Annotated in this window: 14 protein-coding genes; 6 read left to right on the top strand and 8 right to left on the bottom strand. The window is 60.9% G+C overall.

Annotated elements, in window-relative coordinates; all coding sequences use genetic code 11:
- Positions 1 to 289: 289 nt before the first annotated feature.
- Both AC56LW_RS10510 and AC56LW_RS10505 read left to right on the top strand, forming a co-directional pair.
- Entirely contained in the window at positions 290 to 1,507 is a 1,218-nt protein-coding gene (locus AC56LW_RS10510) for a hypothetical protein (protein WP_499634061.1), read from the top strand.
- A 616-nt stretch (positions 1,508 to 2,123) separates the two neighbouring features.
- Entirely contained in the window at positions 2,124 to 3,659 is a 1,536-nt protein-coding gene (locus AC56LW_RS10505; RefSeq protein WP_499634059.1) for a serine hydrolase domain-containing protein, read from the top strand.
- Between the two features lie 142 nt (positions 3,660 to 3,801).
- On the opposite strand, the gene AC56LW_RS10500 is transcribed toward AC56LW_RS10505, so the two are convergent.
- Complete coding sequence (locus tag AC56LW_RS10500) at positions 3,802 to 4,110, bottom strand: hypothetical protein (protein WP_499634058.1); 309 nt, start codon at positions 4,108 to 4,110, stop codon at positions 3,802 to 3,804.
- A 65-nt stretch (positions 4,111 to 4,175) separates the two neighbouring features.
- On the opposite strand from AC56LW_RS10500, the gene AC56LW_RS10495 reads away from it, so the two are divergent.
- From AC56LW_RS10495 to AC56LW_RS10480, 4 genes are all read left to right on the top strand, one after another.
- Entirely contained in the window at positions 4,176 to 6,164 is a 1,989-nt protein-coding gene (locus AC56LW_RS10495; RefSeq protein WP_499634056.1) for a TonB-dependent receptor, read from the top strand.
- Positions 6,165 to 6,535: 371 nt separating this feature from the next.
- The gene (locus tag AC56LW_RS10490) at positions 6,536 to 7,759 is read left to right on the top strand and encodes a hypothetical protein (protein WP_499634054.1); all 1,224 of its coding nucleotides are present in this window, start codon (positions 6,536 to 6,538) and stop codon (positions 7,757 to 7,759) included.
- 23 nt (positions 7,760 to 7,782) lie between these two features.
- Complete coding sequence (locus AC56LW_RS10485; protein WP_499634053.1) at positions 7,783 to 8,190, top strand: hypothetical protein; 408 nt, start codon at positions 7,783 to 7,785, stop codon at positions 8,188 to 8,190.
- 57 nt (positions 8,191 to 8,247) lie between these two features.
- Positions 8,248 to 9,819, top strand: a complete 1,572-nt coding sequence (locus tag AC56LW_RS10480; protein WP_499634051.1) for a methyl-accepting chemotaxis protein — start codon at positions 8,248 to 8,250, stop codon at positions 9,817 to 9,819.
- Positions 9,820 to 10,013: 194 nt separating this feature from the next.
- Here the strand turns inward: AC56LW_RS10480 and AC56LW_RS10475 are convergent, their stop codons facing one another.
- The 7 genes from AC56LW_RS10475 to AC56LW_RS10445 all read right to left on the bottom strand — a co-directional run bounded on the left by AC56LW_RS10475 (position 10,014) and on the right by AC56LW_RS10445 (position 17,357).
- Positions 10,014 to 11,192: an acyl-CoA dehydrogenase gene (locus AC56LW_RS10475; RefSeq protein WP_499634050.1), complete on the bottom strand. Its 1,179-nt coding sequence runs from the start codon at positions 11,190 to 11,192 to the stop codon at positions 10,014 to 10,016.
- A gap of 25 nt (positions 11,193 to 11,217) precedes the next feature.
- Positions 11,218 to 12,846, bottom strand: a complete 1,629-nt coding sequence (locus AC56LW_RS10470; protein WP_499634439.1) for an electron transfer flavoprotein-ubiquinone oxidoreductase — start codon at positions 12,844 to 12,846, stop codon at positions 11,218 to 11,220.
- A 32-nt stretch (positions 12,847 to 12,878) separates the two neighbouring features.
- Complete coding sequence (locus AC56LW_RS10465) at positions 12,879 to 13,598, bottom strand: ABC transporter ATP-binding protein (RefSeq protein WP_499634048.1); 720 nt, start codon at positions 13,596 to 13,598, stop codon at positions 12,879 to 12,881.
- Complete coding sequence (locus tag AC56LW_RS10460) at positions 13,591 to 14,310, bottom strand: ABC transporter ATP-binding protein (protein WP_183552713.1); 720 nt, start codon at positions 14,308 to 14,310, stop codon at positions 13,591 to 13,593. The genes AC56LW_RS10465 and AC56LW_RS10460 overlap by 8 nt, the downstream gene beginning before the upstream one ends.
- Complete coding sequence (locus AC56LW_RS10455; protein WP_332531733.1) at positions 14,297 to 15,250, bottom strand: branched-chain amino acid ABC transporter permease; 954 nt, start codon at positions 15,248 to 15,250, stop codon at positions 14,297 to 14,299. Before AC56LW_RS10455 ends, AC56LW_RS10460 begins: the two co-directional genes overlap by 14 nt.
- Complete coding sequence (locus AC56LW_RS10450) at positions 15,247 to 16,119, bottom strand: branched-chain amino acid ABC transporter permease (protein WP_183552711.1); 873 nt, start codon at positions 16,117 to 16,119, stop codon at positions 15,247 to 15,249. Before AC56LW_RS10450 ends, AC56LW_RS10455 begins: the two co-directional genes overlap by 4 nt.
- A gap of 68 nt (positions 16,120 to 16,187) precedes the next feature.
- Positions 16,188 to 17,357 carry an ABC transporter substrate-binding protein gene (locus AC56LW_RS10445; protein ID WP_499634046.1) on the bottom strand — a complete coding sequence of 390 codons (1,170 nt, stop codon included), beginning with the start codon at positions 17,355 to 17,357 and terminating at the stop codon, positions 16,188 to 16,190.
- Between the last annotated feature and the right edge of the window lie 75 nt (positions 17,358 to 17,432).

The raw sequence follows: 17,432 nt of genomic DNA, 5'->3' as shown, positions 1-17,432 counted from the left end.
GTCAGGAGATTTTAGATGAATCTTCCTGTCTGCCAGTGCTGCATCCGTGCAAATGCCAGTGAGCGCGTAGATGTCAACGTGAGATACCAAATTTCATACGCAAGTTCGATGCACCCTATTTTTTCAGTGCGACGTTGGATACTTGTCCATCTTATTTTATTTCAAAGAAAGTTCTTTTAATTTTAATTGCCGTATGGTAGATTTCTTACATGATCGAATGTAAATACATTTCGGAATTATAGTGTAGTCGTAATTCCGCACCCGTTGCCATCGGATAGGATTAACTAGAATGAAAATCTCTTTTCGTCTGATAATTGGCGTACTGATTCTGCTTGCTTTGAGCGGATGCCAACATGGAAAGTTAACCGCCGATGATAGAAGGGAGTGTCCATATAACGGTGCTATCGATCGAGCTTCGCGAGAACACTTCGATCCAGAATCTGCACCCCGCCCCTCAAAAAGTCCGATTGTGAAGGTTATTGAATTTACTGAAGCGGGAGAGCTCCATGATCGTTGTCAATGGAGCGATGCGATTTTCGAAATTCGTGGTGGAAATCAACGGATAGCTAAGGAAAAAAAGTCGAAGTTCGTTGTGATTTATGTACATGGGTGGAAACATAATGCTGAAGAGGGCGATAGCGACCTTAATAATTTCACCTCTTGGATTAAGAATATTTCCGATAAAGGGGCCGAAAACACTGATGTTGTAGGAATTTATGTATCCTGGCCGGGTCAATCCCTTTCGCTCCCAATACTTGATAATCTGACTTTCTGGGGAAGAAAAGGCGCTGCCGACCGAGTTAGCATAGGAGGTAACTTCTCAAAGTTTCTTAGCGCAGTTGAAAATGTCCGACGTCAGCGAAAAAATGATGATGACTTTATAGTAGGCATTGGTCACAGCTTTGGAGCACGAATTCTATTTAGTGCTGCATCGCCTATAATACTTCATGAACTTCAGACCCATCATCCTGGTGAACGTTTCGGAATTTATAAGCCTTTTAAAGGTGTTCTTGACTTCACTATCTTGCTCAATCCGGCCTTTGATGCAGCTAGATATACTGCATTCGACTCAACGCGACGCTGGCAAGAAAAGTTTCATCAGCGCCAGCAGCCGATTTTATTATCCATAGCCACTGAAAACGACTATGCAACGCGCTTCGCCTTTCCTCTCGGACAGCTGATAGGTACCCGATGGCACGAGCGAGAAAAAATTACCTTAGGAAATTATACAAACTACACAACCCACGAAATAAAAATATCTTCGGAGGTCGAATTTTCATCCGGATACGAGGATAGTTGGTATAGTCATTTTTGCAGCAATAATGTTTGCCTGGAGCGGACGAGGGCCGATGACCGAGCAGCATCCCCGTTTTTAGTTGCCAGAACTAACTCATCAATTATTGATGGGCATAACGGAATTTGGGGTGAAAAGATTCAGTCTTTTATTGCAGATTTTCTCCGTAAAATTAGGCAGGAGTCGAGGATGGTCGTATCTGAACAAGATTAATAAACAGCGCGGTGAGCTGACAAGCGGGTGAAAAATTTCAACATAAGTACTGCAATTAGTATTGCGCCATTCTTAGTATTGCCGCGATGACCGATTTTATGGAGCGCGTGTTTGGTGGGTCGCCTGACGGGTGATGTCGCAATGGGAGCGGCGTGCATCGTTACAAAGCGCGTTTTTTCTCGCAGGAATCGTCGCTATAGTGACAGCGGGCGCCATTGTGCGGCAAACATTGTGGGGTAAGGTTCATGACATTCAGGCTCTGCTGCGCTGTAATCAGCGTCGCTTTGGCGCTCGGTGTGCCGGCGCATGGTGAGGAGGCGGCCGCAGCGCGCGAGCAGACGGTCAAGCGCCAGATCATCGAAGAGTCCATCGCGTCGTATCCTGGCCGCTGCCCTTGTCCATACAATGTGACGCGAAATGGCAGTGCCTGCGGTGGACGAAGCGCCTGGAGCCGGCAGGGCGGTTACGCACCGATCTGCTACGAGCGAGAAATAACGGCGGATGCCGTACGTGCACGGATCGAACAGACCCGCCAATCACGGGCGCGGACAAATGGCGCGCCGCAATCGGACTAATCGACCTTTTCACCAGCTATCGCTTTCCAGAGGAACCAGGCATGCAACGCTGTTACTGCCGTATCTTGTCCGTCGTGGTGTTCACGTTTTTCACCGTTACCGCCGCCAACTGTCAGGCGCAGACGCCGGCAACCGGCCGGCCTGAACGCGTCACCGCGCTGCTTCCCGAGATCGACCGCATGTACGCGGCGCTCGCTGTCCGAGAGCATCTCCCGGGCCTGGTCTACGGCGTGGTCCTGGACGGCAAGCTCGTGCATGTGCGGGCGCTTGGCCTGGCTGACGTCGAGCGCAAGATCGCTGCGAGCAGCGCCACTGAATTTCGTATCGCCTCCATGACCAAGAGCTTCGTGGCGATGGCGGTGCTGAAGCTGCGTGACAGCGGCAAGCTGCGCCTGGACGATCCGGTTGCCGATTATCTGCCCGAACTGCGCGACGTCACGCTGCCGACCTCCGACTCGCCGGCAGTGACGATTCGGCACCTGATGACCATGACCACCGGGCTGCCCGAAGACAACCCCTGGGGCGACCGCCAGATGGCGTTGTCCAGTAGCAGGCTCGAACAGCTGATTGCCGGCGGGTTGTCGTTTTCCACCACGCCCGGTCAAGGCTTCGAATACAGCAACCTCGGCTACATCATGCTGGGCAAGGTGGTCAGCAAGGTGTCCGGCATGCGCTTCCAGGATTACGTCACGCGCGAGATCCTGCAGCCGCTGGGCATGACCAGCACACGCTGGGAATACACACGGGCGGCGCCGGGCAAGCTTGCGTTGGGATACCGCTGGGATCGCGATCGCTGGGAGCCCGAACCGATCCTGCCTGACGGCGATGGCGCCGCCATGGGCGGCTTGATCACCACTGCCGACGACTTCGCGCGTTACGTGGCATTCCACCTCGATGCGTGGCCAGCCCGCAGCGGACCGGAGCGCGGGCCGCTGCGCCGGGCGTCGGTGCGCGAAATGCAACAGCCGCATGTCTTCACCGGATTGTCCGCCAACGCAACCATGCTAGATGGAAAAACACGCAATCCCGACGTGAGCTTCTACGGCTATGGCCTTGACACGCAGCGTGATAGCCGCGATGTGGTGATCACCGGTCACTCGGGCGGCTTGCCGGGGTTTGGCAGCCAGTTCTATTTTGCGCCCGCGCATGGCGTCGGTGTCTTTGCCTTCACCAACCTGCGTTACGGTCCGGTGTATGGCCGCACCGGCAAGGCGCTCGCGATGCTGATCGAGCGGGGCGGTCTTGGCCCACAGCCGGTGCCCGTGTCGGCCATCCTGGCCACGCGCCACCGGCAGGTGGCGCAACTGGTGCAGTCGTGGGACGACGGTTTGGGCAACGCGATCGCCGCCGACAACCTTTTCCTGGACCGCTCGCGCGACGAGTGGATGGCCCACGCGCGTACCACGCTGAGCGCGATTGGCAAGATAACCTCGGTCGGGCCAATCGCCGCTGAAAATGCCTTGCGCGGTACGTTTGCGCTGGTTGGCGAGCGCGGTGTTGTGAACGTCGGCTTTACATTGACACCCGAGCGCGAGCCGAAGGTGCAGGAGATCACCCTCACGGCGCAGAAGCCCTAAGGGCCTTCCCTTGGTTATCAGGGGCATGTGGTCGTGTCTTGGACGATTGCTGTCGCAATCGACCTGCATCACGTAGAATGCGCCGGTCAACTGCCATTCCCCGCGCATGCCCCGTTCCATCCTTCATTGCCTGCTATCGCTGTTATTGCTCGTCTCGCAGCAGATGGCGCTGGCGCATGGGCTGTCGCACTGGCATAGCGCGCAGCAGCGCCATGTCATGCAGCAAGCGGGCGGTCAGCCGGACGCACCTGCGCTGCAGGAGTTCTGCGCCGAATGCGCGGCCGATGCCCAGTTGGATGTCGGATTGCCGCTGCCGCAATACCTGGGCCACGTACCGCAAACGGCCGTTGCCGGTCCACTGGCGCTTGGCGCCGATCTTGTGCGGGCGCAGCCCGTCCGCGCGTGCCTGCCGCGCGGCCCCCTCGGGCGAACTGATTCGATCCGCTGTCATCGATGCATTGCCGTGGCGCCGCCGTGGCATTGCCGTTCGCACCCATTTTGCTCGAGGTTGTATCCATGAATATTCAACGTACGCTGCTCGCCAGCGCCATCCTGCTCGCCTGGAATCTGCCCGCCCACGCCCAATCCGCACCCGGGGACGACACCCCGCAGGTGATCGTCACTGCCTCGCCATTTCGCAACAGTGAAAACGACCAGATCCTGACGCCGGCGAAGGTGCTGGCCGGGGACGAGCTGCGCGACAAGGCGGGCAGTTCGCTCGGCGAGACGCTGTCCCAGGAACTCGGTGTCTCCGCGTCGGCGTTCGGCGCCGGCGCATCGCGCCCCATCATTCGCGGCCTGGAAGGTTCGCGGGTAAAAATGCTGGAAAACGGTATGTCAGTGTCGGACGTGTCGGGCCTGTCGAACGACCATGCGGTATCGGCCGAAGGCGCGGTCGCGCGCCAGATCGAGATCCTGCGCGGCCCGGCGGCGCTGTTGTACGGCTCCGGCGCGATTGGCGGCCTGGTCAATGTCGTCAACGAGCGCATCCCGACCCGGCTCGAAGCCGCGCCGACAGGCCAGGTCGAGACCCGCTACAGCACGGTCGACAATGGCAAGAATGTCTCTGGCAGCGCGGACGCCGCCAGCGGCAGGATCGCGCTGCACGTCGATGGCAACTGGCGCGACACCGACGATTACCGCATTCCGGATCGCCGGGTCCTGCAGGACCCCGACTCGGCGATGCGCCGCCTGCCGCACTCGGACACGCGCGAAAAAAATCTCGGCGCCGGCGCCTCGTGGGTCGATGGCTGGGGCTACGCCGGCGTGTCGGCGTCGCACCTGACCAACCTGTACGGCATTCCAAGTGACGAAGGTTCGCGCATCGACCAGAAGCAGGACCGCTACGACTTCGACAGCATGCTCAGACAGCCGTTGCGCGGCATCGAATCGCTGCGCTTCAAGGCCGGCTATACCGACTATGAGCACGCCGAGCTGGGCGAGGATGGCCCCGAGGTGATCTTCAATAACCGCTCATTGGAAACGCGGCTGGAACTCACGCACGAGGCCATTGCCGGCCTGCGCGGCACGGTCGGCGCCCAGACCGAGAACACCCACTTCTCGGCGCTCAGTGCCGAAGGCGGGCCGGACACCGTGCCGCTGACCCATTCGAAGACCACGGCATTGTTCATGGTGGAAGAGGGCGATGCCGGTCCGCTGCGCCTGAGCGCCGGCGCGCGCTATGAAAACGTCAAGCGCGAGCCGGTGAGCGGCAGGCAGCGCACCTTTGACCTCGGTTCCGGTTCGGTGGGCGCGGCCTGGCCGTTCATGCCGGGCTACAGCGTGGGGGCGACGCTGTCGTATGCGCAGCGTGCACCTGCCATCGAAGAGCTGTACTCGGCCGGACCGCACGACGCGACTGCCACTTTCGACATCGGCAATCCCGACTTCGACAAGGAAACCTCGCGCAACGTCGAACTGACGCTGCAAAAGAACACGGGCCTCGTGCGCTGGAAAACCAACCTGTTCCGCAACAATATCGACAATTACATCTTTGGCCGCATCGGCACCGACTTGGTCGACGAGGAAGGCAATCCCGGTGATGCATTGCGCACCCGGACCTTCGAGCAGCGCCGTGCCCGCATTCATGGTGCGGAAGCCGAGCTGACCTATAACCAGACCGGCGCCGGCTGGTCGGGCCGGCTGTTTGGCGATACTTCACGCGGCGAGCTTGGCGACGGCGGTGGCAACCTGCCGCTGCAGCCGGCAGACCGTATCGGCGCCAGCGTCGGCTACCGCGAGGGCGCGTGGCGCGGCGGCCTGTCGCTGGTCCATGCGCGCGGGCAGGATCGCCTGGCCGCCAACGAGCTGCAGGACACCCCGGCTTATAACCAGCTCGACGCCAACCTGTCCTACACGCAGCGCGTGCAGGGCGTTGACCTGACCTGGTTCGCACTGGCGAAGAATCTGCTGGATGACGATATCCGTTTGTCGACTTCGGTGCTCAAGGATATCGCGCCCCTGCCTGGCAGGCGTCTCGTCGTGGGTGTCAGAACGAAGTTCTGACAGACTGTCAGTACATGGCGGTGCCGGCTGCGCGCGATCCGTCGCGGTCCGGCGCCACCTTCGTTCGACCGCTACACAGGTGCCCTGATTGGCGGCCTGCACGCCAGGACAAGCATTGCGGCCTGTTCGGGCCGCACATGGTCCTGAGCTCTTACCGGGTGCAACGCCCGACGTAAGGTAATTGCAATAATGCGTTAGAAGTTCACAACAGAATCACAGATATTGAACACAAAAAGTGACTTTCTGTGAATTTTCATTGCTGCAACAGTTTCCTGATGGATGCAATTGCCTCAGAAAATGCGATTCGGCGCAGGCCTTGTCGCCGCTTTTTGCATTCAACAAACCACTTCAATTGTAATCCCCAGGAATTTATGAAAACACGTAACATCGTGGTGGCACTCGCTTTGCCATTCGCCGTCGCATCTGCCTTTGCTCAAGATAGTAACGCCGTTCGTATCAGCGGTTTCGGTACCGGCGCTCTCACGTTTTCCGACACCGACCAGGCCGAGTTCGCCCGTTCGAACCAGTCGTCGGGTGTCAAAAAGGATCCACGCACCGGCGTCGATTCGAATCTCGGTTTGCAGGCCGACTATACCGTCAACAGCTGGTTGTCAGTCACCGGCCAGGGTCTGGTGCGCAAGGATGGCGAAGACAGCTTCGGCGCCGAACTGTCGTGGGCTTTCGTCAAGGCCAAGCTGTCGGACGACCTGAGCATCCGCGTCGGCCGCATGGCCATGCCAGCCTTCATGATTTCGGAATACCGCAACGTTGGCTACGCCAACACCTTCCTGCGTCCGCCGCAGGAACTGTATTCGCAGATGCCGCTCAATAACATCGACGGCGCCGACATCACCTGGCAGCAGCAGTACGCCGACACCACCGTCACGGCAACCGCCGCTTACGGCCGCAGCGAGTTCAAGACCTCGGGCGGCCCTACCGCCGAATCCCGCAACCAGTACGCGCTGAACCTGACGGCCGAACATGGCCCGTTCATCGTGCGCGTGGGCCGTAGCGGCACCAAGCTATCGTCGGAAAGCGCGCAACTGGACGCCGCCGTGATCACGTTCAACAACACTGCTGCCGCGTTCAATGTCCCGCAAGTGGCCGACATGGGCGTGCTGCTCAACACCAAGGACCGCAAGTACACGTTCACGTCCGCTGGTCTTTCCATGGACTGGAAGAATATCGTTGTCCTGACCGAATACGCCAAGCGCAAGATGCCGGATTCGTTCCTGGGTTCGTCCAAGTCGTTCTACGTGATGGGCGGTTACCGCTTCGGCAAGTTCCTGCCGTACTACACCCATGCCAAGATCATGTCGAAGGGTGTGACCAACACCATTCCTGCGAACTGCCCAGCTGGTGCCTCGTTCGCATGCGCGCCAACGCTGGCGGCGCTGTCGGGCCTGATGAACACGCTGACCACGGCCATCGATGGCACGAGCCAGACCACCGACAGCATCGGTGTGCGCTGGGACTTCACGACCTCGGCCGCGCTCAAGGTCCAGGTCGATCGCATCAAGCCGCAAGGCAACGGCCAGTTCATCAACGTCCAGCCCGGCTTCAAGGGCCCGGTGACCGTCGGCGCCGGCGCTTGACTTCGTGTTCTAAGGATTTCCCAATGAATCAATTGTTTAAAGCAAGCGTGATCCTGAGCGCACTGTTGCTCGCGCTGCCAGCCACTGCCGAAGTCGTCGTCGTCGTCAATGCGAAAGCCGCCGAGTCGTCGCTGACCAAGGACCAGGTGTCCCAGTTCTTTCTGGGTAAATCGACCGCCATGACCCCGGTCGACCAGGCGGAAAACGCGCCGGCGCGCGCCGAGTTCTACAAGAAGGTCACGGACAAGGATCCATCGCAGATCAAGGCACTCTGGTCGAAGCTGGTCTTCACCGGCAAGGCCACGATGCCGAAGGAAGTCGGCGACAACGCCGGCGTCAAGAAAGCCGTTGCCGCCGACCCGAAAGCGATTGGCTATATCGACAAGAGCGCGGTCGACGCGTCGGTCAAAGTGGTCTATTCCGGTTCCTGATCATTTATCGGTACCCCGCCGCGCGTGCGGCGGGTTTTGACTTCAGGAGCAGGCAGCATGAGTATCAAACGCAGGATCTGGGCACTGCCGATCATCTCGGCCATCATTTTTACCCTCGGGGTCGCCGTCAGTGCCGGCATCGCCAACAAGGCACTCACGTCGATCCACACGACTGAAAGCGTGGATTACCCGGCGCTCGACATCAGCAAGGAACTGGCGGGCGACATCGAGTCGGTCACCAACGGCTTGCGCGACGCCGTCAGCGAAGGCGACAAGGCGCGCCTGACGCAGGTTGGCGAACAGGCCAACAAGGTGCGGGCCAAGCTGGCCAGCTTCGGCAAGATCGACGGGATGGGGCCAACCGGCGAGCGCCTCAGCAAAGAATTCGAACAGTATTATGCACCGGCGGTTTCGGCGGCCAGGATCATGCTCGACATGGAGCAGGGCGATCCGCAGGCGGTCGTGACGCGCATGCAGTCGACGCTTGCGACACTCAATACCGACGTCGCCAAGGTCAATGAACAAGCGCAGCAGCAATTCAAGGCTGGCATCACGCGCAGCGAAACCAGCGTGACGAATGTCCTGACGGTTACCATCGTCACCGGCCTGATCGTGATTGCCGTGCTGATTGCGGTGTCCTGGTTCATGGTGCGCACGATCTGGCAGCAACTGGGCGGCGAACCCGAATATGCGCGCGACATTGCCCGCATGGTCGCCGACGGCAATCTGTCGATGGCAATCCGCATCGAGCCGGGCGACAACAGCAGCTTGCTGGCTGCGCTGTCCGACATGCGCGATCGCCTGGCCAATATGGTCGCCGGCATCAAGACGTCGGCCGACACGATCGCGTCGGCCAGTGGCGATATCGCCAGCGGCAATGCCGACCTGGCCAGCCGCACCGAACTCCAGGCCGGTCGCCTCGAGAACACGACGCGTGCGATGGAAGCCTTGACCGATACCGTGCGCGCCAATGCCGCCAATGCCAATCAGGCCAAAGACCTGGTGGTCTCGGCCAGCGACATCGCCACGCGCGGCGGCGAAGTGGTGGGCAATGTGGTGTTGACCATGAGCGCCATTAACACGTCAGCCACCAAGATCGTCGAGATTATTTCGGTGATCGACGGCATCGCGTTCCAGACCAATATCCTGGCGCTGAACGCCGCAGTCGAGGCAGCCCGAGCAGGCGAACAGGGCCGTGGCTTCGCGGTCGTGGCGTCCGAAGTGCGCAACCTGGCGCAGCGCAGCGCAACTGCCGCCAAGGAAATCAAGGAATTGATCGGCGACTCAGTGTCCAAGGTCGATGCGGGCAGCGCGCTGGTCGATCAGGCGGGTAGCACGATGGAACAGATCGTCGCTGCGGTGCGCCGCGTGCAGACGATCATGGGCGACATCAGCGACGCCGGTCAGCGCCAGAGCGAAGGCATCGAGCAGATTGGCCTGGCGATCAGCGACATGGACCAGATGACGCAGCAGAACTCGGCGCTGGTCGAGGAAGCCTCGGCAGCTGCGACGTCGCTGACGGATCAGACAGCGCAGTTGTCGGAGGCGCTGGCGGTGTTCAAGCTGGATCACGCTGCCGGGCCGCTGGCAGTCAAAGGTGGCCGCGCGGCGCCGCTGGCGCTGGCATAGGACTGAGGTCCATGGGGCGGGCATTGATGCGTCCAAACAATCCACTGTAGGGTGGACGGCTATGCCGTCCACGCGTCCAGCATCATGTGATTTTGTGGCGCACCAAGGATTGGTAAACGCGTGGACGGCGCAGCCGTCCACCCTACGGCCAGGCCCATGTGAACGTTGTACAGGCGGCCTGAAGACTGCGCCGGTCAGAACGCCGCAATGCCGGTCTGTGCACGGCCGAGGATCAGCGCATGGATGTCATGCGTGCCCTCGTAGGTGTTGACCACTTCCAGATTGACCATGTGGCGGATGATGCCGAATTCATCCGAGATCCCATTCCCACCCAGCATGTCGCGTGCCACGCGGGCGATATCGAGCGACTTGCCGCACGAGTTGCGTTTCATGATCGACGTGATTTCCGGCGCCGCCGTGCCTTCGTCCTTCATCCGGCCCAGGCGCAGGCAGCCCTGCAGGCCGAGCGTGATTTCGGTCTGCATGTCGGCCAGCTTCTTTTGCACCAGCTGGTTTGCCGCCAGCGGTTTGCCGAACTGCTGGCGGTCCATCGTGTACTGGCGCGCCGTGTGCCAGCAATCTTCCGCCGCACCCAGTGCGCCCCAGGCGATGCCGTAGCGGGCCGAGTTCAGGCAGGTGAACGGGCCTTTCAGGCCGCGCACGTCGGGGAATGCGTTTTCTTCCGGGCAGAACACATTGTCCATGACGATTTCGCCGGTGACCGACGCGCGCAGGCCGAACTTGCCGTGGATCGCCGGGGCCGACAAACCTTTCCAGCCTTTTTCCAGCACGAAGCCACGGATCGCGCCTTCGTCATCCTTCGCCCACACGACGAACACGTCGGCCACAGGCGAATTGGTAATCCACATTTTCGCGCCAGAGAGGCTGTAGCCACCCTCGACCTTGCGGGCGCGCGAAATCATCGAGCCTGGATCCGAGCCGTGGTTCGGCTCGGTCAAGCCGAAGCAGCCGATCCATTCGCCGGTGGCCAATTTGGGCAGGTATTTCTGCTTGGTCGCTTCATTGCCGAATTCGAAGATCGGCACCATGACGAGCGACGACTGCACGCTCATCATCGAGCGGTAGCCCGAATCGACGCGCTCGACTTCACGCGCGATCAGGCCGTAGGCGACGTAGTTCAGCGCCGGGCCACCATATTGCTCGGGAATGGTCGGGCCGAGCAGGCCCAGTTCGCCCATCTCGCGGAAGATCGATACATCCATCGACTCATTACGGAATGCTTCGAGCACGCGCGGGCGCAGCTTGTCCTGGCAATAGGCAGCGCTGGCGTCGCGCACCATGCGCTCTTCGTCCGTGAGCTGGCTGTTGATCAGCAGTGGGTCATCCCAGTGGAAAGCGGCTTTGGTTGTCATGATGGTCTCTTCTCTAAAATGGTCGTTACATATTCGGATAGTTCGGGCCGCCGCCGCCTTCGGGCGTCACCCAGACGATGTTCTGGGTCGGGTCCTTGATGTCGCAGGTCTTGCAGTGCACGCAGTTCTGGGCATTGATCTGCAGGCGATCGCCGCCGTCTTCGCGCTTCACGTATTCGTAGACGCCGGCCGGACAGTAACGCTGCTCGGGGCCCGCGTATTTCGCCAGATTCACTTCCACGGGCACGCTCGGATCCTTCAGCGTCAGGTGAATTGGTTCGTCTTCACGGTGATTGGTGTTCGAGATGAACACCGACGACAATTTATCAAACGTCAGCTTGCCATCCGGCTTCGGATAGACGATCGGCTTGAACTGCGCCGCCGGCTTCAGGCATTCATGGTCGGCGTGCTTGTGGTGCAGCGTCCATGGCGCCTTGCCGCGGAAGACGATCTGGTCGATGCCCGTCATGATCGTGCCCAGCACCAGGCCCTTGCTCATCCAGGGTTTGAAGTTGCGTGCCACGTGCAGCTCTTCGTGCAGCCACGATTGTTCAAACGCAGCCGGGAAGCTCGTGAGCTCGTCGCTCTTGCGGCCTTCGCCCAGCGCGGCAAACGCCGCCTCGGCCGCCAGCATGCCGGTCTTGATCGCTGCGTGGCTGCCCTTGATGCGGCTGGTGTTCAAAAAGCCCGCATCGCAGCCGATCAGCGCGCCGCCCGGGAATACGGTTTTCGGCAGTGATTGCAGGCCGCCTGCGGTAATCGAACGCGCGCCGTACGAGATGCGCTTGCCGCCTTCGAAGAAACCGCGAATCGCCGGGTGCGTTTTATAGCGCTGGAATTCTTCATACGGCGACAGGTACGGATTCTGGTACGACAACCCGACCACATAGCCGACTGCAACCTGGTTGTTCTCCAGGTGGTACAGGAACGAGCCGCCATACGTGTCGTTTGGCAGCGGCCAGCCGGCCGTGTGGATCACCAGGCCCGGCTGGTGCCTGGCCGGATCGATTTCCCACAGTTCCTTGATGCCGATGCCGTAGGTCTGCGGATCTTTGCCCTTGTTCAGTTCGTACTTGGCCATCAGCTGGCGGCCCAGATGGCCGCGCGAGCCTTCGGCAAAGAACGCGTATTTGGCATGCAGTTCCATGCCAAGCTGGAATTCGGGGCCCGGCTCGCCGTCACGTTTCATCCCCATATTGCCGGTTGCGACGCCCTTGACCGAGCCGTCTTCGTTGTACAGGATTTCAGCAGCCGGAAAGCCCGGAAAGATTTCCACGCCCAGCGCTTCGGCTTGCTGGCCCAGCCAGCGCACGACATTGGCCAGCGAGATCACGTAGTTGCCGTGATTGGCCAGTGCCGGCGGGATGGCAAACGCCGGCGTGGCATACGATTTGGTTTCGCTCAGGAACAGGACGCGGTCTTCGGTCACGGCGGTATTGAGCGGTGCGCCTTGTTCCTTCCAGTCAGGGATCAGCTCATCCATCGCGCGCGGATCCATCACGGCGCCGGACAGGATATGCGCACCCAGCTCACCGCCTTTTTCCAGCACGCAGACCGTGACTTCCTGGCCTTTATTAAGGGCCAGCTGTTTCAGGCGGATCGCCGCCGACAGGCCGGCCGGGCCGCCGCCGACGACCACGACGTCGTATTCCATCGCCTCGCGTGGGCCGTATTGTTCAGTCAGATTCATGCCGTGGCCCCGGTCTCGCGCGAAAAATACAGCCCGTGCAGGTGCTCGAGGCTCACTTCGCTCGCCGCCTGCGACAGCACCACTTTACCGCTCTGCATCAGGTAGACGTGGTCGGCCACGCCCACCGCACGGTGCGTGTTCTGCTCGACCAGGATCATCGTGCGGCCATCTTCCTTGAGTCGCTTGAGGATCGCGAACAGCTCGTTGACCATCACCGGCGCCAGGCCCAGCGACGGCTCATCGATGATCAGGACCTTCGGGTCGCTCATCAGGCCGCGCGCCATGGCCAGCATCTGCGCCTCGCCACCCGACAGCGAACCGGCCATCTGGCGGCGCCGCTCGCGCAGGCGCGGGAACATCTCGAACGAGCGCTCCAGGTTGCGCGCCGCGTGCGCGCGGTGCTGCGGCGCAAAAGCGCCCATCATCAGGTTTTCCTCGACCGTCATGTCGCGAAACACCATGCGGCCTTCGGGAATCATCGCCATCGACACCTTGTGCATGTCCCAGGTCGGCGTGCCGTTGAGCGGCTTGCCGTCGAGCGTGATGGTGCCTTGCGACACGGGGATCAGCCCCATCATGGCGCGCAGCAGCGTGGTCTTGCCGGCGCCATTCTGGCCGATGATGGTGGTCAGTTTGCCCGGTGCGATGCTGAGCGACAAATCCCACAGCACATTGATCGCGCCATAACCAGCGCGCACGTTCTGGATTTCAAGCATGGTCGACCTCGCCTCCGGTATAGCTCTTGATGACAGCCGGGTTGTTGAAGACCTCGGCCGGCGTGCCTTCGGCAATCATGCCGCCGAAGTTCAGCACCGCCACCCGCTGGCACAGATTGCTGATGGTTTCGATGTCATGCTCGATGATCAGGATGCCGACCGAGAACTTGGCGTGCAGGTCCTTGAGCATGTTCATGAAGTTGCGCTTGCCGCTCGTTTCCAGGCCCGCCAGTACTTCGTCGAGCAGCAGCAGTTTCGGGTTGGTCGAGAGTGCCTTGGCCACTTCGAGCGCCTTCAGTTCGGTCAGCGCCAGGCCACTCGATGCATCACGCCCGGCCTTGGCGGCCAGATTGGTGAAGTCCAGGATTTCGTCGATGCGGCGCTTGTCGACCGAACCGGTGCCAAAGCGCTGCGCCACCTCCAGGTTCTGGCGCACGGTCAGCTCGTGCATCGGCTGCGGAATCTGGAAGGTACGCCCGATGCCCATGCGCGCGCGCTGGTACATCGGCGCCTTGAGCACATCCGCGCCATTGAACAGGATGCGGCCCGTGGTCGGGCGCACCAGTCCCGAAATCGCATTGAACAGCGTGGTCTTGCCAGCGCCGTTGGCGCCGACCAGGCCCACCAGGTCTCCCGTGCCGACCGCCAGCGTGACATCGTTGACCGCCGTGAGGCCGCCGAAGCGGACGGTGACGTTTTCAAGTTGCAGCATGTTTTTTCCTTAGCGCCCGGCGGATCATGCCCAGCAGGCCATCCGGGCTGGCAATGATCATCACGACCAGCACCACGCCGAGAACCAGCTGGTGTCCGGTCGGCATGAAGTTCTTGATGAATAACTGATCGACCAGGTACACCACGACGGCGCCAATCAGCGGGCCCGTGATGGTACGGTAGCCGCCGAAGATCGCCGCGACGATCGGGATCGTCACCCACACCGCACTGAAGGCGTAATCCGGTTCGAGGAAGTTGATGTAGTGCGCATTGAAGGCGCCCACGGCGCCGCACATGAAGGCCGACACCAGCAGCATCAGGCCCTTGAGCAGCGTGTTGTTCACGCCCACCACGCGCGTGGCATCCTCGCTGTCGTGCATGGCGCGCAGGGCCAGGCCGTGCGGGCTGCGGCGGATGACGTCATAGGCCCAGGCAAACAGCAGCACCATCGTCAGGATGACGAGGTAATTGCCGGTGTGGGTGCCGAAATTGTAGTCGAACACGGTCGGCAGGGTCGGGATCCTGGCAATGCCGCCGGCACCGTTCGTGACCGAGGTCCATTCAGTGGCAACGATGCGGAAGATATGCGCATACGCCAGGATTGCCAGCGCAAAGTAGGGCCCCCGCAGGCGCAGGACGGGCAGCATCAGGACCGCCGACAGCACCGCACCGACGCCGCCCAGCACCAGGCCGATGAAGACCGGCACGTTGTACTGCATCGTCAGCACGGCCGACGTATAGGCGCCCACGCCAAAGAACGCCGCATGGCCGAAGCTGACCATGCCACCCAGGTTGCCCAGCAGCGCCCACGACAGCGCGACGCCGCCAATGATCAGCGAGGCGATGACCAGGCTCATCACATAGCTGTTGCCGCCCAGCGCGAATGGCACCACGAGGTACGTCGCCACCAGCGTGGCGATCAGGAGTTTGTTGAGTTTCATCCGCGCCTCCGTGCCACACCAAACAGGCCATTGGGCATCACGAACAACACCACCAGGAACAGGCCCATCCCGGCCAGTTCCTGCAGCGCCGAACTGGCCAGCGTGATCGTCAGCGATTCGGCCACGCCCAGCAGGATTGCCCCGATCAGGACGCCGGGGATCGAGCCGAGGCCCGCCAGCACGGTAATGATGAAGGCTTTCACGGTCAGTACGCTGCCATAGCCCGGCGTGACGACGCCATAACTGAACAGGGCGACACCGGCAAAGGCGGCCAGGATGCCGGCCACGATGAACGACACCAGCTCCGTGCGGCCAGGGTTGATCCCCATCAGCTTGGCGGCGTCGCGGTTGCTCGACACGGCGCGCACGGCGCGGCCATACCAGCTGCGCGACAGCCACCACCACAGCGCCACGATCAAAACGAGGCTCACGCCGAAGAACAGCACTTCGCTGCGCATGCTGTAGAGCTCGCCAACGATGAAGGCTTCCTGCATCCAGGTCGAGCTCGTGGTGCGCACGTCGGCGCTCCAGATCATCAGGACCAGGTTGGTGAGGATCACGCCGACGCCGAAGGTCAGCGTCAGTGAATTGATTTCGCGGTGCACCGTCACCCGGCTGACCAGGAAGTACAGCAGGCTCGAGGTGATGGTCACGATGATCACGGCGGCGGGAATCGCGGCCAGCGGATTCCAGCCGAGTTGCGATTCGACCGTGTAGGCGATGTAGGCCGCCAGCAATACCAGTTCGCCGTGCGCCAGGTTGATCACGTTCATGGCGCCGAACACGAGCGCCAGTCCCAGTGCAATCAGGGCGTAGGAGCCGCCCTGCAACAACCCGGAATACACGGCTTGTAGAATCAAGTCCGTCATTTCTGCATCCAATCGATTATTCACGCGGGCAGGGGGATCCTGCCCGTCTCGCTCATGCGCTTACAGCGTTACCAGGGCAGGCCCGGATAGACCGGCTTGGCGGTCGCCGATTCTTTCGGCCATACCAGTTCGACCTTCTTGCCCTGGTGCTGGCCCATGCGCTGCGTGAAGTTCGGGTTGTCGCCCCGGGCATCGAACTGCACCCGGCCGATCAGGGTCTGGCGATCGGTCTTGCGCATTTCTTCGACCACGCCGCCTTTTTTCAGCGTGCCCTTGTCGGCGGCGCGTGCGATCGCTTCGAACAGCAGCATCGACTGGACGTAGCCGAACTGGCCCAGGTAATCCGGGTCCTTGTTCAGCAGCGCCTTGTAGCCGTCGGCAAAGCGCTTGCCTTCTTCAGTCGAGAACTGCACCGGGTATGGGAGCACGGCGGTGCCGTACACGTTCGGCATCAGGTCCGGGAAATCGGCCGCCATCTTCGGCGTTGCCAGCGACCACACGCCGGCGACGCCCTTGATGCTTGGCTTGAGGACCCGCGCGGCGCGCAGGATGCCGACGTAGTCGTTTTCGTAGCCGACCATGACGATGAATTCGGAGCGGTCGCGCAGTTTCACCTTGTTGATGATCGGCTTGAAGTCGGTGATCAACGGGTCGAACGCGTGCGTGACGACTTTGACGCCCTTGGCTGCCAGGGTTTTTTCGACGTCCGAGGCCAGACCGTGGGTCGCATCCTTGGTCGAATAGATGATCGACACCGACTTGACGTTGAGGTCGGTGAGCAGGCCGACGAGGGCCTTCTGGTAACCCTGGGTGTTATTGATGCGGAAGAAATTCTTGCGCCCGGCATTGACCAGGCCATCGTCAACGCCACCCGACGTCACATAGGCCAGGCCCAGTTTGCCGGCAGCATCCGAGGCAGGGGAGATATTGTTGGACGCGTAGCCGCCCGTGATGGCGACCACGTTCTGGCTTGCCAGCTTCTCCACCGCAGCCACGGCCTTGGCCGGCGCCGATTCGTCGTCGACGGTGATCAGTTTGATCGTGTGCTTGCCGTTGGTCTTGTTGAAGACCTCGGCCGCGACGCGGATGCCTTCCTGGGTGCCCAGGCCGACGCGGGCCAGCGGTCCGGTCAGCGGAATCTGCACGCCGACCAGAAATTCTTCGGCACTTGCCAGGTTGATGCTGCCGACGGTGCCCAGTGCCAGGATGGCGAGGACGATCTTGTTTGCCTTCATCATGTCTCCGTTATTTTTTAGTGAATGTAGGAATAGTCAAAAACGACGGCAAGCCGGGGGCCTCACCGCGTGCAGCGG

The organism is Telluria sp. LT2P80 (assembly GCF_059685955.1).
The sequence above is the reverse complement of the archived record's forward strand: the minus strand, read 5'-3'. Positions and strand labels throughout refer to the sequence as shown.